At 56.5% G+C, this 24,222-nt stretch carries 21 protein-coding genes and 4 tRNA genes; 12 read left to right on the top strand and 13 right to left on the bottom strand.

The window, feature by feature from the left end; all coding sequences use genetic code 11:
* Position 1 precedes the first annotated feature (1 nt).
* Positions 2-403: a DoxX family protein gene (locus CA948_RS10610; protein ID WP_094195849.1), complete on the bottom strand. Its 402-nt coding sequence runs from the start codon at positions 401-403 to the stop codon at positions 2-4.
* A gap of 82 nt (positions 404-485) precedes the next feature.
* On the opposite strand from CA948_RS10610, the gene CA948_RS10605 reads away from it, so the two are divergent.
* Entirely contained in the window at positions 486-1,211 is a 726-nt protein-coding gene (locus tag CA948_RS10605) for a transporter substrate-binding domain-containing protein (protein ID WP_094195850.1), read from the top strand.
* Here the strand turns inward: CA948_RS10605 and CA948_RS10600 are convergent.
* Entirely contained in the window at positions 1,195-2,100 is a 906-nt protein-coding gene (locus CA948_RS10600; RefSeq protein ID WP_108727986.1) for a LysR family transcriptional regulator, read from the bottom strand. The two genes, CA948_RS10605 and CA948_RS10600, sit on opposite strands and share 17 nt — an antisense overlap.
* Positions 2,101-2,198: 98 nt before the next feature.
* Between CA948_RS10600 and CA948_RS10595 the strand changes: the two genes are divergently transcribed.
* Entirely contained in the window at positions 2,199-2,636 is a 438-nt protein-coding gene (locus CA948_RS10595) for a PACE efflux transporter (RefSeq protein ID WP_108727985.1), read from the top strand.
* 88 nt (positions 2,637-2,724) lie between these two features.
* Here CA948_RS10595 and CA948_RS10590 read toward each other — a convergent pair.
* The 4 genes from CA948_RS10590 to CA948_RS10575 all read right to left on the bottom strand — a co-directional run bounded on the left by CA948_RS10590 (position 2,725) and on the right by CA948_RS10575 (position 8,837).
* Positions 2,725-2,801 (bottom strand) — tRNA-Pro (locus CA948_RS10590).
* 211 nt (positions 2,802-3,012) lie between these two features.
* Positions 3,013-3,089, bottom strand: a tRNA-Pro gene (locus CA948_RS10585).
* Between the two features lie 59 nt (positions 3,090-3,148).
* Positions 3,149-5,038 carry an LTA synthase family protein gene (locus tag CA948_RS10580; protein ID WP_108727984.1) on the bottom strand — a complete coding sequence of 630 codons (1,890 nt, stop codon included), beginning with the start codon at positions 5,036-5,038 and terminating at the stop codon, positions 3,149-3,151.
* A gap of 241 nt (positions 5,039-5,279) precedes the next feature.
* Complete coding sequence (locus CA948_RS10575) at positions 5,280-8,837, bottom strand: indolepyruvate ferredoxin oxidoreductase family protein (protein WP_108727983.1); 3,558 nt, start codon at positions 8,835-8,837, stop codon at positions 5,280-5,282.
* A gap of 127 nt (positions 8,838-8,964) precedes the next feature.
* On the opposite strand from CA948_RS10575, the gene CA948_RS10570 reads away from it, so the two are divergent.
* A complete protein-coding gene (locus CA948_RS10570) occupies positions 8,965-9,918 on the top strand; it encodes a LysR family transcriptional regulator (protein ID WP_420866726.1) in 954 nt (317 codons plus the stop codon).
* A 5-nt stretch (positions 9,919-9,923) separates the two neighbouring features.
* Here CA948_RS10570 and CA948_RS10565 read toward each other — a convergent pair whose 3' ends face one another.
* On the bottom strand, positions 9,924-11,225 hold the full coding sequence (locus tag CA948_RS10565; protein ID WP_108727981.1) for a phospholipase A: 1,302 nt from the start codon (positions 11,223-11,225) through the stop codon (positions 9,924-9,926).
* A 267-nt stretch (positions 11,226-11,492) separates the two neighbouring features.
* Between CA948_RS10565 and CA948_RS10560 the strand changes: the two genes are divergently transcribed.
* From CA948_RS10560 to CA948_RS10550, 3 genes are all read left to right on the top strand, one after another.
* Positions 11,493-11,569, top strand: a tRNA-Arg gene (locus CA948_RS10560).
* Between the two features lie 214 nt (positions 11,570-11,783).
* Entirely contained in the window at positions 11,784-12,092 is a 309-nt protein-coding gene (locus tag CA948_RS10555; RefSeq protein ID WP_108727980.1) for a DUF485 domain-containing protein, read from the top strand.
* Positions 12,089-13,807 carry a cation acetate symporter gene (locus CA948_RS10550; protein ID WP_108727979.1) on the top strand — a complete coding sequence of 573 codons (1,719 nt, stop codon included), beginning with the start codon at positions 12,089-12,091 and terminating at the stop codon, positions 13,805-13,807. Before CA948_RS10555 ends, CA948_RS10550 begins: the two co-directional genes overlap by 4 nt.
* A 225-nt stretch (positions 13,808-14,032) precedes the next feature.
* On the opposite strand, the gene paaX is transcribed toward CA948_RS10550, so the two are convergent.
* The 4 genes from paaX to CA948_RS10530 all read right to left on the bottom strand — a co-directional run bounded on the left by paaX (position 14,033) and on the right by CA948_RS10530 (position 17,300).
* Positions 14,033-14,992: a phenylacetic acid degradation operon negative regulatory protein PaaX gene (paaX, locus tag CA948_RS10545; RefSeq protein ID WP_094198276.1), complete on the bottom strand. Its 960-nt coding sequence runs from the start codon at positions 14,990-14,992 to the stop codon at positions 14,033-14,035.
* 159 nt (positions 14,993-15,151) lie between these two features.
* A complete protein-coding gene (locus CA948_RS10540) occupies positions 15,152-16,621 on the bottom strand; it encodes a phospholipase D-like domain-containing protein (RefSeq protein ID WP_094195858.1) in 1,470 nt (489 codons plus the stop codon).
* A gap of 4 nt (positions 16,622-16,625) precedes the next feature.
* Positions 16,626-16,856, bottom strand: coding sequence for a hypothetical protein (locus CA948_RS10535; RefSeq protein ID WP_094195859.1), 231 nt, complete (start codon positions 16,854-16,856; stop codon positions 16,626-16,628).
* A gap of 368 nt (positions 16,857-17,224) precedes the next feature.
* Positions 17,225-17,300, bottom strand: a tRNA-His gene (locus CA948_RS10530).
* A 194-nt stretch (positions 17,301-17,494) separates the two neighbouring features.
* Here CA948_RS10530 and CA948_RS10525 point away from each other — a divergent pair.
* The 6 genes from CA948_RS10525 to CA948_RS10500 all read left to right on the top strand — a co-directional run bounded on the left by CA948_RS10525 (position 17,495) and on the right by CA948_RS10500 (position 22,170).
* A complete protein-coding gene (locus CA948_RS10525; RefSeq protein WP_094195860.1) occupies positions 17,495-18,121 on the top strand; it encodes an L-threonylcarbamoyladenylate synthase in 627 nt (208 codons plus the stop codon).
* Between the two features lie 153 nt (positions 18,122-18,274).
* A complete protein-coding gene (locus CA948_RS10520) occupies positions 18,275-18,925 on the top strand; it encodes a site-2 protease family protein (protein ID WP_094195861.1) in 651 nt (216 codons plus the stop codon).
* Between the two features lie 79 nt (positions 18,926-19,004).
* Positions 19,005-19,910, top strand: coding sequence for a 4-hydroxy-tetrahydrodipicolinate synthase (dapA, locus tag CA948_RS10515; RefSeq protein ID WP_108727978.1), 906 nt, complete (start codon positions 19,005-19,007; stop codon positions 19,908-19,910).
* Positions 19,907-21,040, top strand: coding sequence for an outer membrane protein assembly factor BamC (gene bamC / locus CA948_RS10510; RefSeq protein WP_094195863.1), 1,134 nt, complete (start codon positions 19,907-19,909; stop codon positions 21,038-21,040). The genes dapA and bamC overlap by 4 nt, the downstream gene beginning before the upstream one ends.
* A gap of 430 nt (positions 21,041-21,470) precedes the next feature.
* Positions 21,471-21,791 (top strand): sigma factor-like helix-turn-helix DNA-binding protein, encoded by a 321-nt coding sequence (locus tag CA948_RS10505; RefSeq protein WP_108727977.1) that lies wholly within the window; start codon positions 21,471-21,473, stop codon positions 21,789-21,791.
* 10 nt (positions 21,792-21,801) lie between these two features.
* Positions 21,802-22,170, top strand: a complete 369-nt coding sequence (locus tag CA948_RS10500) for a FecR/PupR family sigma factor regulator (protein WP_159086133.1) — start codon at positions 21,802-21,804, stop codon at positions 22,168-22,170.
* A 16-nt stretch (positions 22,171-22,186) separates the two neighbouring features.
* On the opposite strand, the gene bioD is transcribed toward CA948_RS10500, so the two are convergent.
* Together bioD and bioA are read right to left on the bottom strand one after the other, a co-directional pair.
* On the bottom strand, positions 22,187-22,879 hold the full coding sequence (gene bioD, locus CA948_RS10495) for a dethiobiotin synthase (protein ID WP_108727975.1): 693 nt from the start codon (positions 22,877-22,879) through the stop codon (positions 22,187-22,189).
* Positions 22,876-24,216: an adenosylmethionine--8-amino-7-oxononanoate transaminase gene (bioA, locus tag CA948_RS10490; RefSeq protein WP_108727974.1), complete on the bottom strand. Its 1,341-nt coding sequence runs from the start codon at positions 24,214-24,216 to the stop codon at positions 22,876-22,878. The genes bioD and bioA overlap by 4 nt, the downstream gene beginning before the upstream one ends.
* Positions 24,217-24,222: the final 6 nt, after the last annotated feature.

The following is a 24,222-nucleotide window of genomic DNA, read 5'->3' as shown; positions in this document are numbered from 1 at the left end:
CTTAGTTCCAGGGGCCGCCATCACCACCCAGGCTGTAGCGTCCGGCACCAATCAAACCTACGGTCAGCGCACCAATCAGGAACATCCCTTGCAACTCCAAAGCCCAAATGCCTTGGGCATTGAAACTGCTGATCTGGTTGCTGTGGGCCAGCAACAAGGCAATGACCATGTTCATGGCTACAATCAAACCGCCAGCACGGGCGTAAAAGCCCAGAATCATCAGGACCGGAGCAATTACTTCGCCTATGTAGACCCCCCAGGCCAGAAAGCCGGGCATATTGTTGGCGATCAGCATTCGTTCAATGCCGCCGATGCCATAACGTATCTTGGCGATGCCGTGCAGCAGAATCAACACACCGACCGTGACACGCAGCAAGAGTTTTCCAAGATCATCACGAGACATATAGGCGCTCCATTATGTAGTGGGACAGGAAGGTGCGTTATTGTAGAAGACCGGGTTCTTAAAAGTATGACGGAGCATTTACATGACACAAAAGCAGGCTGTCGCAGCAGAACTGGCCCCCAGCGGGGTGTTGCGTGTTGCCATGAATTACGGCAACCCCGTCCTGGCCCAACGCGGTGCCAATGAGCAGTCGCCCAAAGGGGTGTCGGCCGATCTGGCTCACAGTGTGGCGCAAGAGCTGGGCTTGAGCGTGCAATTTCGCGGCTATGATGCGGCTCAGGCCGTGGTGGAGGCAGTGTATCGGGATGAGTGGGATTTGGCTTTTTTGGCGATTGATCCCAAGCGTGCGGAGAAGATCCGCTTCAGTGAAGCCTATGTACACATTGAAGGCACGTATCTGGTACGCGAAGAGTCTGCCTTTCAGACCGTGGATCAACTGGATCGGCCAGGCCTGTGCATTGCGGTTGGTAAGGGCGCGGCCTACGACCTGTTCCTGAGCCGTCATTTGAAACATGCCGATCTGGTGCGGGCAACCACCTCTGCTGATGCCATCGACCTGTTTGTAGAAGAGGAGCTGGATGCCGCTGCCGGTGTGCGTCAGCCTCTGGAGCGTTATGCGAGTTCCCGCAGCGGTTTGCGTGTGCTGCCCGACAGTTTTACCGTGATTCGTCAGGCCATGGCGGTGCCTTCGGAACGTACCTTGGCTCACGCTTGGGTCGAGGCTTTTATTGCCCGGCAGAAGAAAGAGGGGATGGTGGCCCAGTTCCTGGCCGATAGTGGCCAGGCCAATGTCACGGTGCCGGAGTAGGGAGGACGCGGCTATTTAGCTCGTCTTGCAGGGCCTGTCTGAACAGGGCCTGCGCTTTGCCCACATTCTGCCCCTTGGATTGCAGTAGATAAATGGGCAAGTCCAGCCCGTTGCTGCCGGTAGAGAACTGGATACGGTGCAAACGGCCAGACTCCAGTGAGGGCCGCAAGCACGACAAGGGCAGATTTGCCCAGCCTAAACCCCGCTCCACCAGTTCCAGCGTCAGGGACAAGTTGTCCGTTTTCCACTGACGCAGGCTGAGCATGGAGCGGTCTTTGTTGAGATCATTGTCGGGGCTGGTAATGACAATCTGCCGGTAGGCTTTCAAGTCCTCCAGGGGGCGCGGGCCACCTCGCACCAAGGGATGGTCAGGCGCGGCGACGGCGCTAATGGTTTCGGTCCACAAGGACTGGATGATCCCCACGCTTTCCAGTTCCAGTCCGCCGTAGGCAATGCACAGATCCAGCTCGCGTTTTTTCAGGGCCTCGACCAGTGTGTCTTGCGGCGCGGTTCGCAGCTCTATGTCCAGGCCGGGATAGCGTTGCTCCAGAGCCTGCAAGGCAATCAAAGCCGGTTTGGGATCAACGTCGCAGACGATACCCAGCCGCAAATGACTTTCCAGCCCCCCCGACAATTCCTGCAAATGCAGCCGCAAACCCTGCAAGCGGCTGGCGATCAGTTTGGCCTCGGGCAGCATGGCCAGCAGTTCGGTAGTCGGTACGGGTTCACGGCGGCTGCGATCAAATAGCGTCAGGTCCAGCTCGGCCTCCAGATTGGCCACGGCCATGCTGACGGCCGATTGCGTCCGTCGCAAGGCCCGTGCTGCAGAGGAAAAAGAGCCGTGTTCGACCACGGCCAACAATAGCTCCAGATGATCGCTGGTAAGCATGACTTAACCTATAAGTAAAACTGATGGAATCTGACTTTTTCTAAAAGTATTACTGCGGATAATCATGCTTTTCAGCATTTTTATAAAGGATATTTATCGTGCAGGGGTGGAAAAGAAGAGTTGTCTATGTGGGGATGTTCGAGCTGTTGGGCATGATGGTAGCGGCAACCGTATTGGGGCACTTGAGCGGGGCGGGGGCGATGCAAAGTGGTGTGTTGTCTTTCATGATCAGCACGTGTGCGGTGTCGGTGAACCTGTTCTATAACATGCTGTTTGAGGCCTGGGAGCGCCGCCGCCAGATCCAGACGCGCACCTTCTGGCACCGGGTGCTGCATGTGGCCGGTTTTCAGATCGTGCTGGTGTCTTTGCTGGTTCCGCTGATCGCGTGGTGGCTGGATATCAGTTTGTGGAAGGCTTTTTTGATGGAGGCGGTATTGCTGGCCTTCTTTCCCATCTTCGCCTTTATTTATAACTGGGCATTTGATGCGATTTTTGGTTTGCCCAATTCGGTGGGGGTAAGCCCAAGCCAAAGTTAAACGCTGTGGCGTTGCTGGCGTGCATGGTTCAATGAGTCAGCAAAACAAAAAGGCCTTGCAGATTGCTCTGCAAGGCCTTTGAATTTTTTGGTCGGGGCGATAGGATTCGAACCTACGACCCTCTGGTCCCAAACCAGATGCGCTACCAGGCTGCGCTACGCCCCGACTAAGCAAAAAATTATATCCTGTCCTTGTTGACTTGGCAAGCGTATGCCTCATTAAAAAGGGGGCTTGAACGCATTGATGAATCAGGGCTAAGGGCCAATTTTTCACTGCCCAAGGCAAAACACACCATGCAAATAGACTAACGTTCAAGGGGTAGGCAAAGAAAAAGGCTTAGTTCACTGTGCAATGAACTAAGCCTTTAATTCTTTAATGGTCGGGGCGGCGGGATTCGAACTCGCGACCCTCTGGTCCCAAACCAGATGCGCTACCAGGCTGCGCTACGCCCCGACTAAAGACAAGCATAATAGAGCGAATTAAGGGCTTCGTCAAGCCCTGTGCTCTCGGTTTCAGCGTTTTTGCAGGTGGGGCAGGGTGTAAGCCTGTTCGTGGTATGCCCAGCTAGGCCAGAGCACGTGGGCCAATGCCTCCTTGGCCAACACGTCGTCTATCTGCTCCAGCGGCTCGTACTTGTCCGGTGCGGTATAGCGATATTGGCAAGGCGACTGGTGGGGCATCAGCACGGTCAGGATATCGCCCTTTAGATATCCGTAGTTCTCGAAATATTGCATCATGGCTCGGTCGCTGTCTTGCTGGGTCAGGTCGCGCCCGATCATGGGGTGTTCGCTTTCAATCCCCATCAGGGATAGCAGGGTGGGAGCCAGATCGATCTGGCTGATAATGCGTTCGTCCTGGCGGCTGGGCACACCCCCGCCCAGAATCAGGGCGGGAATATGGAAGTGGCGTAAAGGCACCAGATTGGCCCCACCCACGCGCGAGTCGTGGTCGGCCACAATCAAAAATACCGTGTTGTCCCAATAGTCGGATTGGCGGGCTTTTTTGAAGAAGTCCCCAATGGCCCAGTCCGCGTAACGCACGGTGTTCTCTACGGTGGCAGGGTCGCCTTCGACCTGGATACGGCCAGCCGGGTACTCCCAGGGCGAGTGATTGCTGACGGAGAAGGCCAGTGTCAGTGTAGGCTGCTCCTTGTCCTGGCTAAGTAAATGGTGCAGCTTGTTGAACATATCCTCGTCGCTGGCGCCCCAGGTGCCGACGAACTCGGGGGACTCAAAGCTGGATTGTTCATACAGCTCATCAAAGCCATTGCCCAGGAAAAAGCTCTTCATATTGTCAAAGTGGGCTTCGCCGCCATAGATAAAGCGCGAACGGTAACCTTGCTCTTTGAGTAATTGGGCCAGAGTAAAAAAGCGGGTTTGCGAGCCGGGCAGTCGCAGCACCGCATCGGCCACGGTGGGAGGAAAGCCGGCGGAAACCGCTTCCAGACCGCGCACCGAGCGGGTGCCGGTGGCATAAGCACGGCGAAAATTCCAGCCTGTTTGGGCCAGCTTGTCCAGCTCGGGGGTTAGATTGGCGCCGCCCAGATTGCTGACATATTGGGCGCCCAGGCTCTCCTCTACGATCAGGACTAGATTGGGTTTGCGCTCGCGTAGTTGTGCGGGCGTTTGACGGTGCAGGGTGGGTAATGTGTCAGGGCCGGCAGGTAGAGCAGCCGCATCGCGCACGATCTGGTTCATTTCGGCGGCATCCATGCCACCGTAAATGTCCTGGGCAGAACGCTCGTTTTTCATGCTGTAGATAGCGTAGGCTACGTTGTACAGCGAATTGAGTGGCAGTGTGTTGAGCATGCTGTCGCTGCTCCAGGCCACCGAGGAAGGGTTGATGGGGCGGTGGGCCAAGGTGCCCCGTATCGCCAGTGCGCACAGGGCGGCTCCCACCAGCATCCAGATGGGACGCAGCCACCAGCTCATTACCGGGTCGGGGGAGACCTGCCCAAAGATAGCCCAGCCTGAATACACAATCAGGCCCAGTCCGATCAGGGCGATGCCGATCATCAGTCGATAGCCTTTCCAGAGCATGCCCACCACTTCCTGCGGGTGCTTCAGGTAGTCCACATACAGCCGGTTTGGACGAGTGTCGTATTCAATAATGAACTGGGGCGTGGAGACTTCCAGCAAGGTCAGCAAAAACCAGGCGAAGGTAAACCAGAGGGCGGCTACTGTCGTCATCACCGGGTAGTGTCCCACCCAGGGGGCCAGCAAGACAACGGGGGCGCTCAAGGCGGCAATTATCAGCGCGTCGATACGCAGGCCGCCAATCAGAATGGGCAGCAAACCTCCGGCCTGACGCACACGGGGCCATTGCCACAAGGCAAAAGCCAGCCTGAACGCGGTCAGCAAAATCAGGGCTGAAGGAATAAAAACGTAAACAAGATGGCGCATAAGAAAGTGGTCCTGGGTCGACCTGATTGCCACGGATGGTGGCACTGGCATCGAATTGCACGATTGTATGTCAGTTTGCGGAGCAAACTGTGTCGCTAAGCGACGGTAGTTGTCGCAGAGAACCGGGTTGTGACAGGTGCAGGGTTTAAAGACGAAAAAAAAGCAGGCCGCTTGGAAAGACAGCCTGCTGTTAAGAAGGAGCTAGGGGAAGCCAGCCCGGTGTTCAGGGCCGGCGGTCGGTTCAGGCAACGCGTTGGCTGGGTTCGGTACGGGAGCGGAACTGGCTGCGTTGTTGTTCACGCTGGGCGTAGGCTTTGACATGGCCCGCATCCTTGACATGGCCGTAGCCACGGATCAGATCCGGGTAGTTCAGCCAACGCAGGGCTACTTCCATATTGTCCGCATCCAGGTGGGCGCTGACTTCATTCAGGTCGGCCAGATAGTCTTCAATATTCTGCCGTTCCTGACGGCGCTCCTGGGTGTAGCCAAAGATATCCAGAGCTCCACCACGTAAACCGCGCAGACCGGCCAGAATCTTGAACAAGTGGCGGGTCGAAGGACCAAACTTGCTCTTGGTGGGCTGGCCCTGGCTGTTCTTGCGACCGAGCAAGGGCGGAGCCAGGTGGTATTCAATCTGGTAGTCCTTGCCGGGTTCACCCGCAAACTGGGCGCGCAGCTTGTCCAGGAAGGCCGGGTCGGTATACAGGCGGGCGACTTCGTACTCGTCTTTGTAGCTCATCAGCTTGGCCAGTTGCGTAGCAGCGATGCGAGTCAGGGGTAGCGTCTTGTCCTGATCCAGACGCGATTCGCGTTCCATGATCTTGTTGATGGCATCGCGATAGCGTTTGGCCCAGGCTGGGTTCTGATAGGCTGTCAGGTGCTCTTCCATACGCTTGATCAGGGACTGCACGCTTTCCGGGAAAGAGACTGCGCGGGCCTTGGGTGTGGCCCCTTCCATCAAGGTTTCGATACCTTTTTCAGCAGCCAGACGGCCCCATTGGAAAGCTTCGCGGTTGGCTTTGACGGCTACTCCGTTCAGCTCGATGGCGCGCAGCAGGCTGTCCATGTGCAGGGGAATCCAGCCGCGCTGGAAAGCGTAACCCAGCAAGATGGGGTTGGCGTACAGAGCGTCGCCCATGACATGGACCGCCAGCGCATTGGCATCCAGATAGCGGATTTCCTTGCCGACGGCATTTTCAATATCCGTGCAGGCTGTTTGCAGCGGGAATTTCCAGTGTGCGTTACCGATCAGGTCCGAGGTCGGGCTGGCAGCGGTATTGATAATGGTGTGCGTGCGGTCGCGGCTGACACGGCTCAGTACGTCCGTGGAAGCGCTGACCAGGGCGTCGCTGCCAATCAGCAAGGAAGCCTCTCCGGTTGGGACACGAGTGGCATGCAGCAGATCGGGCTGGCGTGCAATTTGCACATGGCTCAGCACGGCACCGCCTTTCTGAGCCAGGCCGGCCATATCCAGGACGCTGACGCCTTTTTGTTCGATATGAGCGGCCATGCCCAGCAAGCCGCCCACTGTTACCACGCCGGTGCCACCAATACCGGCGATCAAAATACCGTAGGTCTTGTCCAGGTCCGGTAGTTTGGGCAGCGGTAGATCGGCCAGATGGAAGGATTCCAGCGAACGGCCTTTCGCTTCTGGCTTGCGTACTTGAGCCCCTTTCAGGGTGACAAAGCTGGGGCAGAAGCCGTTAACACAGGAGAAGTCCTTGTTACAGGAGGACTGGTTGATGCGGCGCTTGGAGCCCATAGGGGTATCCAGCGGCTCGACGGACAGGCAGTTGGACTTGACCGAGCAGTCTCCGCAGCCTTCACAGACCGTGTCATTGATAAAGGCGCGCAGGGCCGGATCTGGGTAAGTCCCTTTCTTGCGACGCCGCCGTTTTTCTGTGGCGCAGGTCTGGTCATAGACCAGGATAGTGGTGCCGGGCACTTCACGCAGCTCGCGCTGTACGCGGTCCAGCTCGTCGCGGTGGTAGACAGGCGGATTGCCCGCCAGGGTCATGCCCTTGAATTTCTCGGGCTCGTCGGTAACCACCACAATCTTGCGGGCACCCTCGGCGTGAACCTGGGCAATGACGTCGGTGACTTTCAAGATCCCGTCTACGGGCTGGCCGCCTGTCATGGCGACGGCATCGTTATACAGAATCTTGTAGGTGATATTGGAGTTGGCGGCGATCGAAGCGCGAATTGCCAAAATCCCCGAGTGGAAGTACGTGCCATCGCCCAGATTGGCAAAGACGTGTTTCTCGTCGGTAAAGGGTTGCTGACCAATCCAGGCCACGCCTTCGCCACCCATATGGCTGAAGGTGGAGGTGCTGCGATCCATCCAGACGGTCATGTAGTGACAGCCAATCCCCGCCATGGCGCGGGAACCCTCGGGCACGCGAGTCGAGGTATTGTGCGGACAGCCCGAACAGAACCAGGGTTTGCGCTCCACGCTGACGCGTGGCATCCGAGCTTCACGATCCTTGGCGTCCAGAATGGCCAGACGAGCCTGGATGCGGGCCAGCAGTTCCTCGGAAATGTCCATGGTGCACAGGCGGCGGGCAATGGCGCGCGCAATAATTGCAGGGGACAGTTCACCTTGGGGCGGCAGCAACCAGGGAGAGCGTTGCAGCGACCATTCGCCACCCCCGTGTTCGGTCTCGTCAAACTTGCCGTAGACCTTGGGACGTACATCATCGCGCCAGTTGTACAGTTCTTCTTTAAGGGCGTATTCCAGAATCTGGCGTTTTTCCTCCACCACCAGGATTTCGGTCAGTCCGGTGGCGAACTGGCGGGCGTCCTGCCCGTCCAGAGGCCAGATACAGCCCACTTTGAAGAGTCGGATGCCCAGCTCGGCACAGAGTTCGTCGGACAGGCCCAGGTCAGCCAGCGCCTGACGGGTGTCCAGATAGGCCTTACCGGCCGTCATGATGCCAAAGCGCGCCTCGGGCGAATCAATCTCGATGCGGTTCAGTTTGTTGGCGCGCACATAAGCCAAAGCGGCGTACCACTTGTGGTTCATCATGCGAGCTTCTTGTGCCAGTGGCGGGTCTGGCCAGCGGATGTTCAGGCCATCGGCGGGCATGTCCTCGATCTCGGGCAGGACGATGTTCAGGCTGTCCGGGTCCAGGTCTACCGAGGCATTGGACTCCACGACCTCGGTGACGCACTTCAAGGCCACCCACAGGCCGGAGAAACGGCTCATGGCCCAGCCGTGTTGGCCGAAGTCCAGGTATTCCTGCACGTTGGCCGGATACAGCACGGGGATACCGGCGGCGGCGAAAACGTGATCGGACTGGTGGGCAACGGTGGAGGATTTGGCGCCGTGGTCATCGCCCGCCAGCACCAGGACACCACCGTGGCGGGAGCTGCCGGCCGAGTTGGCGTGCTTGAACACATCCATAGAACGATCCACGCCCGGTCCTTTGCCGTACCACATAGCAAACGTGCCGTCGAAACGGGCACTGGGATACAGATTGGTTTGTTGGCTACCCCAGACGGCGGTAGCGGCCAGATCTTCGTTCAGACCGGGTTTGAACACGATGTCGTGCTCTTTCAGGTGTTTGCTGGCTTGCCACAGAGCCTGGTCTACGCTCCCTAGTGGGGAGCCCCGGTAGCCAGAGATAAAGCCGGCCGTATTCAGACCTGCGCGCCGGTCCCGCTCTTTTTGCAACATGGGCAAGCGCACCAGAGCCTGGGTGCCGCTCATATAGGCGCGGCCCTTGGTGACCGTGTATTTGTCATCCAGGGACACCGATTCCAACATGGCCTTGTAAGGTTTGTTGAGTGGGGCATTCATGAGTTTGTCTCCTGCAAGAAGGATTGTTTTCGTGCAAGTTGTTGTCGTTTGTTCTTTAGTCTAGGGCAGCTTTTTGTTATCGTAAAATCAAATTTACGTGTACCTGATATCTGAAAAACGGATGGCTATGAAACACGAAGTGACCTTGAGACAGTTCCGTTATTTCATTGCGGCGGCGGTCAGCGGACAGTTCTCTGCGGCGGCCCAGGCGGAGAATGTCTCGCAGTCGGCTATCAGCAATGCGGTGCAAAGTCTGGAGCGCCAACTGAATGTGGCCTTGTTTGAACGCCTGCCCCACGGCGTGGAGCTAACGCCGCAGGGGCAGGCGTTTTTTCACCATGCGCATCACGTGATTGACGCGGTCAGTGACGCACTGAATCACGCTGATTTGCGGCGGCAAAATATCCAAGGGCAGATTCGGGTGGCGGCCGGCTATACGGTTCTGGGCTATTTCTTGCCCGACCTGATCAGCCGCTTCAAGCACAGTTATCCCAATATCGACATCGAACTGGTGGATATGGAGCGCCCCGACATGGAGGCGGCCTTGCAAAGTGAGCGCATCGACCTGGGTGTTGCTCTTTTGTCGAATATTACCGATTTGGCCATGTTTGGGCACCACCGCCTGAGCAGTTCCCGCCGGCGCTTATGGGTGTCAGATCAACACGCACTGGCCAGTGAGTCCAGTGTGTCTTTGGAGCAGATCAATCATTATCCCTACATCTTCTTGACGGTGGACGATGCGGATACGGCGGCCATGCGGCATTGGGGCAGCCCTGGTTTTCCGGAGCGTGTGGCCATGCGGACGCGCTCCCTGGAGGCGGTACGTGGTCTGGTGGCTTACGGCTTTGGCGTGACGATTCTGTCCGATATGGTTTATCGGCCCTGGTCTTTGGAAGGCAAGCGCATTCACGCGATCGGCATTACCGATACGGTGGAGTCTGTCGAGGTGGGCTTGTTGTGGCCCAAAGAACGTGAGCCGCAAGGTCTGGTGGCCTTGTTCCAGCGTTTTCTGATCCAGGCCTGTGATCATGATATGGCCCGCGCCGGCATGGGAAGCCGGCGCGGTGGGGGCTTGCTGTAGCGGGCTTATGGCACCAGGGCCAGACCGATACGGAATTGCGAAGAACGATCGCGGTAACCCAGCATGGTTTCCGCGTAGCCCGAGAAGTACTGGCCGTAGAGGTAGCCATTCATGTTCAAGGGGGTGCGTTTGAGCGGCCAGGCAATCGAGAACTCGTGCGTGTTGCGGCTGCCCGCGCCCTTGTTATACATGCCAGAGAGCACCAGACCGTTGTCCTGAGCGTAGCGGATCTTCCAGTCGTAACGGCCTCGGTAGTGAGCCCAGTCTGCATTCTCGCCCATGAATACATAGTGTTTGATGCGGGGAGCGAACGTAAGGGTCGCGCCATGATCAAAGCGGTAGTTGAACTCGGGCTGGATGAAGACCTCGTTCATGGAACGGGAGTCCTCACCGGCCTTGCCGTTGGAGGCGTGCTCATAGCCAGTAGCCAGACCCATGAACAGACGTTTTTGCTCGGATTCCCAGATGGAGTCCTTGCGCCAGAAAAAGCTGGGGCGGTACGTGGTGTCGACAAAGGGCTTGGAGTCGGCGTGCAGATCCCACAGCGCAGTTTGCGTATAGCCAATGTAGAAGTGATCGTAGAACTTAGGTTGGCTGGGATCTTGTGGCGAGTGCAAACGGTACTTGAAGCTTAACTGGAAGCGAGCGTTTGTCCCGCCTTTATTGCCGCCAATAAAGTAGGTTGGGTCGTGTGCCGAGATGGCGTTACTGAAGTTCTCAAAGCTGGAGGTTGCCGGGCGCAAGCCCTCTCCGCTATTGACGGCTGGACCTTCTGGCTGAGCGCCAGCGGCCACTGCCTGAGCATAGGGCAGCTCGGGATCGATGACGCCAGGATCACGGCCTGCTCCGGCATTCACAACCGGTGCGGTGGCAGGCAAAGAGGTAATCGGGCTTTGGCCTTGCGGGTTGGTATCCAGTGCCAACATCACACGCTCGCCTTCAATATTGACGGCTTGCAGGCCGGTCAACCCGTTGGGGACCACGGCTCGCCAGCTATAGGCGGTGAAATTGTTGGTGGGGATAGACGCACGTGGCCGGGAAGTAACCAGTTCGGCCAGACTGCGGATGACGTTACCGTTGGTGTCGCGCCACTGCAAAACCAGGTTTTGCGGGGCAGTCCAGCTCATCAAGCTGCCTGTGTCGTTATAGACGATGGCATCAATGTTGACGCTTTCGCCCGAACTGGCCTGTACTTGGCGCAATTGATAGCTAATACCGGCCTGTGCGGTGCTCAGGACTGCGCTCAAGATAAGAAGGGGGGCCGATAGTATTAAAGAGTGCTTACTTAGTTTCTTCTTGGTCGGCATGGAGACAAAATCCAGGAAAACAAGTTGATTCGTACAAGACTGTACCATTTGCGATTCAAAATGCTCTCTATAATTATTTTTCTTACAGTATTGACACTCTGACTCGCTTGCAGCTTATCGAAAACGACTTTTCAGGCTAGAATATTCGATTGTCCTTTTCAAGTTCGTTTTGTTACGAAAAAACCTTGAAACGGGTCCCGGCGCTTGCCGGACCTTTGCATCAGGACCTTGCATTGTCGGCAGTTTTGACGATGCCATCATCACCTGGCGGGTGTAGCTCAGTTGGATAGAGCACAGGCCTTCTAAGCCTGGGGCCGGGGGTTCGAACCCCTCCACCCGCGCCAACCTTACCCCCCTTTTTGCGTGCGATTTTTGTGCTCCTAGGCATAACCCTGAGGCGGCACAATTAGTAAGTATGGTGTAAGTGTCGAGCTCTAATGTTCACCGCATAGACGTCGGCAGGCGTCTTCATAACGCCGTTTTCAGCCTGTGAGGGCTGGGCCGGTTCAATAAGATACGCCAGCGAACAAGGCGTTCAGAACAATGCGGAGACAAACTATGCAAGACCCCCTTGTAGGTCGGATAACGGCCAATCCTCGCTATCAGAATCTGGTCAAGACCCGGTTGCGGTTGGGTTGGACACTCACCATCATCATGCTGGTGGCCTATTACAGTTACATCGGCATTATTGCTTTCGACAAGGAGTTGTTTGCAATGCGCTTGGGTGAAGGCGTCATGACCCTGGGTATTCCTATTGGTTTTGGCGTCATTGTTTTGGCGGTTGTGATTACAGGTATTTATGTCTGGCGTGCCAATACCAAGTTCGACCAGATGGCCAAGGAAGTCCTTGAGGAGGTGCGTAAATGAAACGTTCCTACCTTCGTTTCGGGCTGGTTCTGGGTTTGATGCTGACCAGCCCCGTCTTGTTGGCGGCAGGTGGCGATCTGGGCGAGCTGCAAAAGCAGCCAACCAACTGGACTGCTATTGGCATGTTCGCGGCCTTTGTGTTGGCGACCTTGTGGATTACCAAATGGGCGGCTGCCCGCACCAAGTCGGTCTCTGACTTCTACACGGCAGGTGGCGGTATTACAGGCTTTCAAAACGGCCTGGCCATTGCCGGTGACTATATGTCTGCGGCTTCCTTTTTGGGTATTTCCGCTGCGGTGATGATCAATGGCTACGACGGCCTGATCTACTCCATCGGCTTTTTGGTCGGCTGGCCGATCATTACGTTCCTGTTGGCAGAAAAGCTGCGTAATCTGGGTAAGTTCACTTTTGCTGACGTGGCTGCGTATCGCTTTCGCCAAGGTCCTATCCGCGCCTTTGCGGCTTCGGGCACGCTGGTGGTCGTTCTGTTTTACCTGATCGCACAGATGGTAGGTGCGGGCCAGTTGATCAAGCTGCTGTTTGGTCTGGAATACTGGGTGGCCGTGGTGCTGGTGGGTGTGTTGATGATGGTCTATGTGCTGTTCGGTGGCATGACCGCGACTACCTGGGTGCAGATCATCAAGGCTGGGCTACTGCTGTTCGGTGCCTCTTTCATGGCCATCATGGTACTGGCGCAATATGGTTTTTCGCCGGAAAAACTGTTTGCGGCGGCAGTACAGGTCAAGACCGATGCCGCTATCGCTGCCGGTAAAGATGCGGTTCAGGCCTCCACAATTGGTCAGGCCATCATGGGACCGGGTAACTTCATCAAGGATCCGATCAGCGCTATTTCCTTCGGTATGGCCTTGATGTTCGGTACCGCTGGTTTGCCACACATCCTGATGCGCTTTTTCACGGTGCCTGATGCAAAAGAAGCACGTAAATCCGTGTTTTGGGCAACCACCTGGATTGGCTATTTCTACATCCTGACCTTCATCATTGGCTTTGGCGCTATCGTGCTGGTGTCCACCAACCCTCGCTTCCTTGAAGATGGCGGAGTGTTGATTGGTGGTACCAATATGGCCGCTGTGCACTTGGCTGATGCCGTGGGTGGCGACGTGTTCCTGGGCTTTATGTCGGCGGTTGCTTTTGCCACGATTTTGGCTGTGGTGGCCGGCTTGACTCTCTCCGGTACGTCGGCTGTGTCGCATGACCTGTACTCCACGCTGATCAAAAAAGGCGAGGCCACGAACGAGGAAGTCATGCGTGTATCGCGTACGACTACCTTGGTCCTGGGGGTGATTGCCGTGTTGCTGGGTATTCTTTTCGAGAAACAGAATATTGCCTTCATGGTGTCACTGGCCTTCGCGATTGCGGCTTCGGCTAACTTCCCGGTTCTGTTCCTGTCCATTATGTGGAAGGGTTGCACGACGCGTGGCGCGACAATTGGCGGCTTCCTGGGTCTGATCGTGGCATTGCTGCTGACCTTGCTCTCGCCATCGGTGTGGGAAGCCACGTTGGGTAATCCGGCTGGCACGGCTCCATTCCCGTATGCGTCGGCGGCGCTGTTCTCCATGCCGTTGGCGTTCCTGGCGATCTGGTTCTTCTCGATCACTGATCGTAGTGCTCGCGCCGAGATTGATCGTGCCGGTTTTGAGGCTCAGTCTGTGCGTTCCGAGACGGGTGTGGGTGCTGCAGCGGCGTCTGCACACTAATCTGCTCTGACAGGCCGGGCCTGAGCGCCCGAGCCTGATCCTGAAAACGTATAAAAACCCCGGTGTGATTCAGATCACACCGGGGTTTTTATGTGTCCCTGCGTCAGTCCCTGCGTCAGTCCCTGCGTCAGTCCCTGCGTCAGTCCCTGCGTCAGTCCCTGCGTCAGTCCCTGCGTCAGTCCCTGCGTCAGTCCCTGCGTCAGTCCGCAAGCTCAGGCGTCGGGCTTAGGCTTGGCTCTCGGATGGAACCGGCAGACCGTCAAAGCGTTCATAAAAGTAGGCTGCTGCTTCAGGTGCCTGCTCGTCTTCGGCCCGCAAGGTGGACAGAATATAGCGCTCGGCCTTGGCGCACACCAGGCGATACACGTCCCGACACAGCTCATAGGCCTGTTTGCCGGCCCAGCCCGCTGGCAATAGCTCAATGGGCAGTTGGGGGTCATGCAACTGAATACGGCGAAACTCGTGAATCAACAGGGTGCGAATCACAAAGGCCAGCTCGTCGTTGTAATCCTGTCCTGCCTCCAGCATGGCCAGGGCAGGCGCAAAACGCCGGATGAACTGCCCGTAGCCGCTGGCTACCTGGGCCAGATCCCAACTGTCCTGAATCAGTTGAGACAGGGGACGGGTTTGGGGAAGTTGGGAGGGCTCCAGCTTAGCGACATAAACCAGTGACTGAGCCTGGGTAGCCTGCAGGATGTAATCCAGAATGGTGTGATCCGGGTTCGGGTGCAGGAAAGCGGTGGGTGACAGGGCGCAAAACCCTTCCCACAGCAGTTCCTTGCGCAGGTCGGCGCGTTGTTTGGAATTCATCATCAGGGTGGGCATGCTGAAGATCAGTGTCCATTGACCATCCCAGGCTAGGTAAGTGGGGGTGTAGATGCGTTGATAGGCATGCTCGAAGCGTTGGCTGGCTTCGGGACGCAAAGTGTATTGACTGCGTCGGCCCTCGCGTTGTGCGCTTAGCCAACCTTCTTCGGCCAGCCGGTATACGCTGGTGCGCACCAGCCGGTCGCTGATCCCGAAGGGGGCCAGCAACTGAATCAGGCTTCCCAGCCAGAGTTTGCCGCCATGAGGGCGAATCACGTCCCCAAACAAGGTCATGACCAGGGACTTGGCACGGGGTGGGCGGTGTTCAAGGTGGTGGGCGGCCCATTGGGCCAGGTCGGAATAAGAAAGCTCGGACATTGTTTTTTTAAAGGCGCTCATGGCTGTATGGGAACGGCACGCCTGTCTGTGTTGACCGTTTAAGCGCTTGATTATACGGGGTGGGTGCGCAAGCGGATTGAAAGATTGTGCAAGCCAAGGGCTTTCCTTAGGCTTGCTGTCGTGTCATCGACGCACACCCTATAGATAGGGGCTGGCCAGCCAGATCAGGCGGTTACGCAAGCGTTTACCAAAACCAATCGAACTTAAGGACTCCAGGCTGACGGCTTCGGCCTCTTCAATCTCCAGATCAATCAGGTTCTGGATTTGGCGGGCCGTATCGCGGCTGTAAATTTCCACGTCCAGCTCGAAGTTCAAACGCAAGCTGCGCGGGTCCAGATTGGATGAACCAATATAGGACCAGGCGCCGTCAATGGTCATGAGCTTGGAGTGGTTGAAGGGGCCGCGCGCGCGCCAGACCCGGCAGCCGGCGCGTAGAACCTGATCCAGTTGGGCTGTCATGGCGTAATTGACCAGACGCAGATTGTTTTGTCCGGGGATGACGATATCGACCTGAACGCCACGGCGGGCGGCGGTATTCAAGGCCCCCAACAGGATCTGGTCGGGCAGAAAGTAGGGCGATTGAATACGGATATGGCGCTGGGCAATGGCAAACGCACCTTGCAGCATATGGTGGGTGCTGGCCATGAAGCGGTCAGGTCCAGAGGCAATGCAACGGGCGGGCACATGGGGCCGAGGCGCGGGCGTGGAGCTGGCATGCCAATAGGCGGGGGACAGGTCCTCGCGCGTGGTGAACTGCCAGTCGTGCCGGAAAGAGGCCAGCAACTGCATGACAGCCGGGCCCTCCAGGCGAAAGTGTGTGTCCTGGGACGGTTTGCCCTCGCTGTACTGCGCCATAAAGGACTCACGCAAATTCATGCCGCCGGTAAAGCCTACTGTGCCATCCACAATCAGTAGCTTGCGGTGACTGCGAAGATTGGCGTAGGGCATGCGTAAAAAACCCAGCGGGTTGGTCATGAACAGAGCGCACCGTATGCCTTCGCGGCGCAGCAATCGCACAATCGGCGTGCGCGAGTATTTCGCTCCAATGGCATCGACCAGCACTCGAATCTGCACGCCACGTTGATGGGCTCGTGACAGAGCACTGACGAACTCGCGCCCCAGGCGGTCGCTATCGAAGATATAGCTTTGCAAGGCAATGGTGCTGTGAGCCTGCTCAATGGCCTGCAGCATGGCGGGATAGGTCTGATCTCCACCGACCAGGACGCGTACATTATTGCCGTTGCGTAATTGGCTGCGGCTGACGCGATCGCCCAGAATCTGCAAAGAGCGAAACGGTGCGCCGACCAGGGCGCCAATGTCCGAGACGGGGGGATGCAGGTAAGTGACCTGCTCATAGAATACGTCCGCACTTTGTTCCAGGCGGCTTTGTCTGCGTACGCGGTTGATTCCCGCAATTAAATACAGAAATGGCCCCAGCAGCGGAGACATGATGATGACGCCCACCCAACTGATGGCTGCGCGCACATCGTTCTTGGTCATGGCGGCGTGAATGGCTGCCGATGCGCCCAGTATCACGCTGAGCGCCAGAGCCAGATGCGGCCAGTAATCGTGCAGCAGGGAGCGCAAATGGATCAGATGCTCTTGCATGGGGTCAATTGCTACGGTCGGGTAGGTCAGGACGTTGGTAAAGACTGTGCATCCAGGAAGGGTTCGGCTCACCTCGGGCAGCAAATTGCTGTAGACGCGAGGGGGAACGCCAGACGCCACCTCCTATGCCGGGCGACGGTTGGACGCCATACCAAAACCATTGGCCGTCTTCATCTTGTGCCAGCCAATCCCAATGGGCGGGTGCCTGATCCCAGCAGGGGAAACCGAGTGTCATCAGCAAACTTCCAGGAAATGGGACAGATTAGAGTATAAGAAAGTGTGGTTTTGTGCCAGTTTCTATTACAGACGACGCGGGCCGAAACGCTAGGCGTTTGATGGAGGGCGACACGGTTGACGAGCGGACCTGCTAATTTGAAGGGCGGGGCGGCGGGTGCAAGTCAAGGCAGGCAAGGGTTTCACATTCAAACACAGTTTATTGTCCTGCCCGAACGTGTGTGGGGGTGTGCGAAGGCGCCAAACTTGCTACGATGAACAAACGCAAAAAAGCCCGCTACGTGGCGGGCTTTCAAGTATGTTTTTTTCAGTTCCTGGCTTTGGCTTCTTTTAAGGAGATACGCAAAACGCTGGAAGCGGTAAATTTTTTGGGGTGACCGATGGGGCTCGAACCCACGACAACCGGAATCACAATCCGGGACTCTACCAACTGAGCTACGGTCACCACTGTTTACTGCTTTTTGCTTCAGGCCTACTTTAGGGTGGGCTGTGAAGTAAAAAATGTATTCTAGCATGCTTTTTTTAAATAATGCAACACTCATGCACGAATACGCCGACCCTGAGTCCTGCTCCGGTCTTGCCGGTCACGGTGTGGCTCAGGTTTAATGATTTCCCCTCGTAATAGCAAGGAAGCGCGAAATGTCTCAATTATTCGTCGTTCATCCCGAAAACCCCCAACCCCGCGCATTGGCTCAAGCAGCCGAATTATTGGCTAAAGGAGGGCTGCTCGCCATTCCTACCGATTCCAGTTATGCCGTTGTCGCTCGTCTGGACGACAAGTCGGCCGCTGACAACCTGCGTCGTTTGCGTGGCTTGGATGACCGTCATCATCTGACCTTGCTGTGTCGTGATCTGGCCGAGATCAGCCACTTTGCCAAAGTGGACAACCCGCAGTATCGCCTGCTGAAAATGGCCACTCCCGGTCCGTGGACCTTTATTCTGGAAGCTACCAAGGAAGTGCCGCGCCGCGTGTCGCATCCTTCGCGAAAAACCATTGGTATTCGGGTGCCCGACCAGAAAGTGGCCCTGGCCTTGATGGAGCAAGTGGGCAGCCCCCTGATCTCCACCACCCTGATTCCCGACGGTGAAGACGAGCCCTTGAACGATGCCCAGGAAATTCTGGACCGTTATGCGCATCAACTGGCGGCGGTTGTCGATGGTGGACCGTGCCCCTTGCAGGCCACTACTGTCATTGATTTGACGGGCCCAACGCCCGAAGTGTTGCGTCGCGGGTCGGGTGATCCGTCTACGCTGGGCCTGTCTTGATCCCTGACTGACACAAAACTCGCGTCCAAGTGCGTATCCGTGTTTCAATTCTGAACCTTGGGGCAGCACTCGCTGTCCCAATCAGACGGGCCGCGTGTAGGTGGCTTATCCTTTGTGAGTGGATAGTCCCACGGCCCGGACCCAAGGATCACCATGGACTCTTTTATACAGACCTTGACGGTCTATGCTTTGCCTGTCATTTTCGGCATTACGCTACATGAAGCCGCCCATGGCTACGTCGCGCGTATGTTTGGCGACCCCACGGCGATGCTGGCCGGTCGTATCAGCCTGAACCCACTGCGCCACATTGACCCTATCGGCACCATTGTGGTGCCTGCGGTTCTGTTGCTCTCCAGCGCCATGATGGGCATGGGGGGCATTTTGTTTGGCTGGGCCAAACCTGTGCCAGTGGATTGGGGACGTTTGCGCAATCCCAAACGCGACATGCTCTGGGTTGCCTTGGCCGGCCCGGCCTCCAATATGCTGATGGCTATTTTGTGGGTCCTTTATGCCCATTTGATGGTCAAGCTGGGGCAGGGTGACAGCCGCTTCTGGATGGGGATGGCAGTGGCTGGCGTACAGGTCAACCTGGTGTTGATGGCACTGAATCTGCTGCCTTTGCCGCCTTTGGACGGTGGGCGCATTGTATTTAGTCTATTGCCTAATCGTTGGGCCTATCATTATTCTCGTATCGAGCCTTATGGCATGATCATTCTGATCTTGCTGATGTTTACCGGTGTGCTCTGGACCCTGATGAGTCCTTTGATTGCACTGGGTGAAGGCATATTGAAATGGTTCTTATGATTTAACGGCTTATCCGTTAAACTTGTGAGTCATATTTTTTTTGGGCTATAGGGCCTTAAACCCGGAGATTCATCTCATCATGGCAAGTTCGGACTCTGCTATTTCCAATTTTCAGGGCAGTATGGTTGCCCTTGTTACACCCATGGATCCCAATGGGGGTCTGGATTTTGCCGCTTACCGAAAGCTGATCGACTGGCACATTCAGGAAGGAACGCGTGTGCTGGTGGTTGTTGGGACCTCGGGCGAATCGCCTACGGTGTCGGTTGATGAACACGCTGAACTGATCAAGATTGCCGTTGAGCACGCCGCCGGTCGTGTTCCGGTGATTGCTGGTGTGGGTGGCAACTCCACCCGCGAGGCCATTGAGCTGTCGCGTCACGCCCAGCAAGTGGGTGCAGATGCCGGCTTGTCGGTGGTGCCTTACTACAACCGTCCCACCCAGGAAGGCATGTACCAGCACTTTCGCGCTATTGCCGAAGCGGTGAGCCTGCCCCAGTTTTTGTACAACGTGCCAGGCCGCACGGTCGCCGATTTGCAGAACGATACCGTGCTGCGTCTGGCTCAAATCCCCAACATCATCGGTATCAAGGACGCAACGGGCGACTTGGCTCGTGGTGGCTTGCTGCTGCGCGATGCGCCGGAAGACTTTATTGTGGTCAGCGGTGATGATCCTACCGCTGCTGCGTATATCTTATTGGGCGCCAAAGGCAATATTTCCGTGACGGCCAACGTGGCCCCACGCCTGATGAGCCAGTTGTGTCAGGCTGCTCTGGATATGGACGTACCGACGGTACGCCGTTTGAATGCCTATCTGGCAGGTTTGAATAAGAACCTGTTTATTGAGGCTAACCCCATTCCCGTGAAATGGGCCGTTGCAGAAATGGGCCTTACTCAGCTGGGATATCGTTTACCATTGACGCCGTTAAGTGCACAGCATCACGAATTGCTGCGTCAATCCTTGAAACTTGCGGATCTTCTTCCATGATTGCTAAGCCAGTTAATAAAAGCCTGATAGGGCTGTCTTTGAGCCTATTGGTACTGTCGGGCTGCTCGACAATGGACCAGATAATGGGTCAGGGCGAGTCGGTGAATTACAAGAGTACGGTTGCAGGCGATCCATTGAGCATTCCGCCGGATCTGACCCAGGCTAACCGCGACGCACATTACCGTGCGCCAGAAGGTGTCACGTCTTATTCGGTCTACTCGCAAGGCCAGAATGCGCAGCAACTCAAAGGCGGGGCAGATGATATCCTGCCTCAGTCCGACGCCATCAAGGTGATGCGTGACGGTGATCTGCGTTGGCTGGTTGTAGACCGGCCCGTGGAAGACCTGTTCCCCCGTATTATCGAATTCTGGGGTGATCATGGTTTTACCATTCAGTCTCAAGATCCTCGTGCTGGTTTGATCCAGACCGATTGGGCTGAAAACCGTGCCAAGATTCCAGAAAGCTGGATTCGCAGCGCCTTGGGTTCCATCATCGACCAGGTCTTTGACAGCGGCGAACGTGACCGCTTCCGCACCCGCTTTGAGCGTGTCGGCAACAAGACCGAAATCTATGTGTCTCACCAGCATATGGAAGAGACACCGACGGCAGACGGCACCGCCTTTAAGTGGGTGTTTGCCAAAGAAGATCCCGGTCTGAATGCCGCCATGCTGGCTCGCATGATGGTGTTTTTGGGCTCGGATATTGAAACCGCACGTGAACAAGTGGCCAATGCCACCAAGGATCCTGCTGGCGTTCAAGTCCAGACCTCAGACAAGGGCGATCAGGCCGAATTGATGCTGAACGAGTCCTTTGATCGTGCATGGCGTCGTGTTGGCGTTGCCATCGACTCCGCCGGCTTCTCGGTTGAGGATCGTGACCGTTCCGCTGGTGAATTCTTTATCCGCTATCTGGATTCGGATACCGGCGAGAAGATCGAACAGCAAAACATTATTGGTCGCCTCTTCGGCAGCCGCAACACCGCCGAAGCCACTCCGTTCCGCATCAAGCTCAGTGCCCAAGGTGCAGGCACTCGCGTAACGGTGCTGGATCAGCAAGGCCAGGAACAGACGACGGCGACAGCCAAGCGCATTATTAATGTGCTGTCCACCAATCTGCGCCCCGGTAGCTGATTGTTGTAAGCTGGCCTGCGGGTCGCCTGGAAAAAGCCCTGGTTTCGTGCCAGGGCTTTTTTTATGTCTTTGCCCCGTACTGCGTGACCTTGCTCTTTTTCTCTTATCGAAGAAGAGCTAACAGGGGCAAGGAATACTATGAGGTCAAGGTGATTAGCGCTTGTTTTCCCTTTACAGAAGAAGAGGCACTTGACGGCCTTTTCCTGAAAGGACGCAGTACTTTTTTCAGGCTACGCTGGGCTTTGTTGGTAGTGTCTGTATTGCTGTTGCCCCTGAAAGTGGCGCAAGGCCTTTTTCTGGCAGGGGTTTGAGAGAGAGCACCTTTTATTTTCTGAGCAGAGTAAATCTTTATCGAGCAGGGCTGGACTTTCTCCAAAACAGTAAAGATAATAGGAACTATTATCATTTAGTGTGTTTTAGGGAGTGGCCCATGCTGAAATCGTTTTACCGTAACGGTTTACGTTTTTGCCTGCGCATGCTGCGTGGCTCACAAGCCTCTGTTCATGCTCCTTCAGAACCGGGGGCTCGTGTGTTGGCGATGATCGAGGCCTTGCCTCGTCGTCGTCGCGAAGCTTTTGTGCTGCATCGCTTCGAGGGGCTGAACTACAAAGAAATTGCGACTCGCATGGGCACTAGCCCCCGAGTGGTTGAGCACTATATCCGCATGGCTATGCTGGCGTGCCGTCACAATCCGGCACAGGCCAATCGGGTGGATGGGGTCGTGCCGCGTCCGGCTGGTTCGTATGTCTAAGGACGAGCACATGCAGCACATTGATGAGCAGGCCTTGAGCTGGCTGCTTAAACATCATGATCCCAAACACCGGAACGATGCCCGCAGCCAGTCCGCGTTCCGTGCCTGGCTGTCCATTGATCCCCAGCACCAGGCTGCTTTCTTGCGTTGGAAGCTGGAGTGGGAAGCGATGGATGGAATCAGCCAGGAGCAACTGACCAATTTGCGTGCAACATCCCGGCAAGCCGCAGCAGGGCAGGGAACATGGCGTCAACGCGTGCTAAATCGCTGCGTGGACGTCTGGTCTGCCAACCCCGCCTTGCGTTTTGCCTTGGGCGGCGCGGTGTGTCTGCTGCTGGGCGTGGCGTTTCTAGGTAGCGTCGGCAGCTACTTTCTTTAAGCTCCATAAAAAGCGCTTAGTCTTTATCTTCCCAGGGTGAACGTAGATAGTGCGCCGCTTGCTGGATACGATCATCCAGTGTGGTGGCATTCAGTCTTGGAATGACACCCAGACAAGGGCCGGGCAGATAGTCATGCAGCGTTTGCAGGTTCTCCTTGGTATAACTCATCTCCGGGGCGATGTGGTTGGCGACCCAGCCCAGCAGGGGCAAACCACTGGCGCGTATGGCTTGAGCCGTCAGCAAAGCATGATTCAAGGCCCCCAAACGTAAACCAACAACCAAGACCACTGGTAGCTGCAAAGCCTGCGCCAGATCGACGCCTGTCCGACCTTGGCCCAAGGGCAGCATGAAGCCACCCACCCCTTCGACGACGACATAGTCCGCTGATTTCACCGCTGCTTGAACCGTCTTTTGAATCAGAGTCGGTTCCAATTCGATGCCTGCTTGCTCAGCCAGAATATGAGGGGCCGCAGCCGGTTTAAACAGGTACGGTGTCAGCGTTTCCGGGGCAGCGTTCAGGCTGGAGTGCCGCGCCAGGGCATTCACATCCTCGTTGTGTAGACGGCCATTTATTTCTTCCGCTCCCGATGCAATGGGTTTGATGCCTAGCGTGCTTGCGCCGCTTTGGTTCAGCACGTGGAGCAACGCCGAGCTGACCAGCGTTTTGCCAATCTCCGTATCGGTGCCCGTCACAAAGCAGGCCCTCATGCGTATTCCTTTAGCAGGCGACCTAAGCCAGTCAATACATGTTCGATTTCTTTCGTACCCCATAGATAGCCGGGCATCAGATATACCGTATTGCCGATAGGGCGCAGCATCAGCCCCTGTTGCAGGGCAGAGTGGTAAAAGCGTCGTGCGAAGCCCTGGTGATCGTACCGGGCTGGGCCCGTGTCCAGATCAAAGGCCCAGATCACTCCGCAGCGGCGCAGATGCTGCATCTTGGGATATTGCCGATTCAGTTTGTGCAAGCCGTCATCAAGTGCTTGTCCCAGCGTTTTTTGCAGCTCGTAGACAGGGTATTGCTGAAACAGCTCCAAGGTGGCCAGCGCTGCGCGGCAGGCCAAGGGGTTGCCGGTGTAGGAGTGGGAATGCAGAAAGCCCCGACGCAAGTCCTGGTCATAAAAACCTTGATAAATCGTGGGGCTGGATAGCACCACGGACAAAGGCAATGTCCCGCCGGTAATTCCCTTGGACAAGCACAGCAGATCTGGCCAGATACCTGCTTGCTCACAGGCAAAGAAGGTGCCGGTACGCCCGCAACCCACAGCAATTTCGTCCAGAATCAAATGCACCTGATAGCGGTCGCATAGCTCGCGCACACCGCGCAGATAGTCGGGTGAGTGCATGCACATGCCAGCCGCACATTGCACCAGGGGTTCCAAAATCACAGCGGCAATATCCTGATGGCTATTCAGAATCTGTTCCAAAGACTGCAGGGCGTTTTCGGTGATCTGGCTGTGTTCGTCCGGGCTCTTGGCCTGCCGCAGATCGGGGCTGGCTGCGGTGTACTGCTGGCCTAGCTGTGAGCCGTAGTTTTCTCGGAACAAGGGCACATCGGTCACGGCTAGCGCACCCAGCGTCTCGCCGTGGTAGCCCTGTGCGATGCCTACGAAACGGTGCTTGTGCTCCTGCCCCTGGTTGCGCCAGTAATGCACGCTTAGCTTGAGGGCAATTTCCACGGCGGAAGCGCCATCGCTGGCATAAAAAGCATGGCCTAAGCGATGATCGCTCAAGGCGGCCAAGCGCTCGGACAGTTGCACGACCGGCTCGTGGGTCAGGCCGCAGAGCATGATGTGGTCTAACTGCTGTACCTGATCGCTAATTGCCTGCACCAGATGCGGGTGGCTATGCCCGAACAGGTTTACCCACCAGGAGCTGATGGCGTCCAGGTAGGCGTTGCCGTGAGCATCATACAGCCAGGCACCTTGGGCGCGTTTGATGGCCAGTAGCGGCACGCCCCGATCATGGTGCTGCATTTGAGTGCAAGGATGCCAGACCGCTTGCAAGCTGCGTTGGGCCAAAGGAGGGAGGGAGTTTGAGTTCATGGCAAA

The organism is Alcaligenes aquatilis (genome assembly GCF_003076515.1).
Taxonomy (GTDB): Bacteria; Pseudomonadota; Gammaproteobacteria; order Burkholderiales; family Burkholderiaceae_B; genus Alcaligenes; species Alcaligenes aquatilis.
Note: the sequence above shows the minus strand (reverse complement) of the source record. Positions and strands in the feature narration are given on the sequence as shown.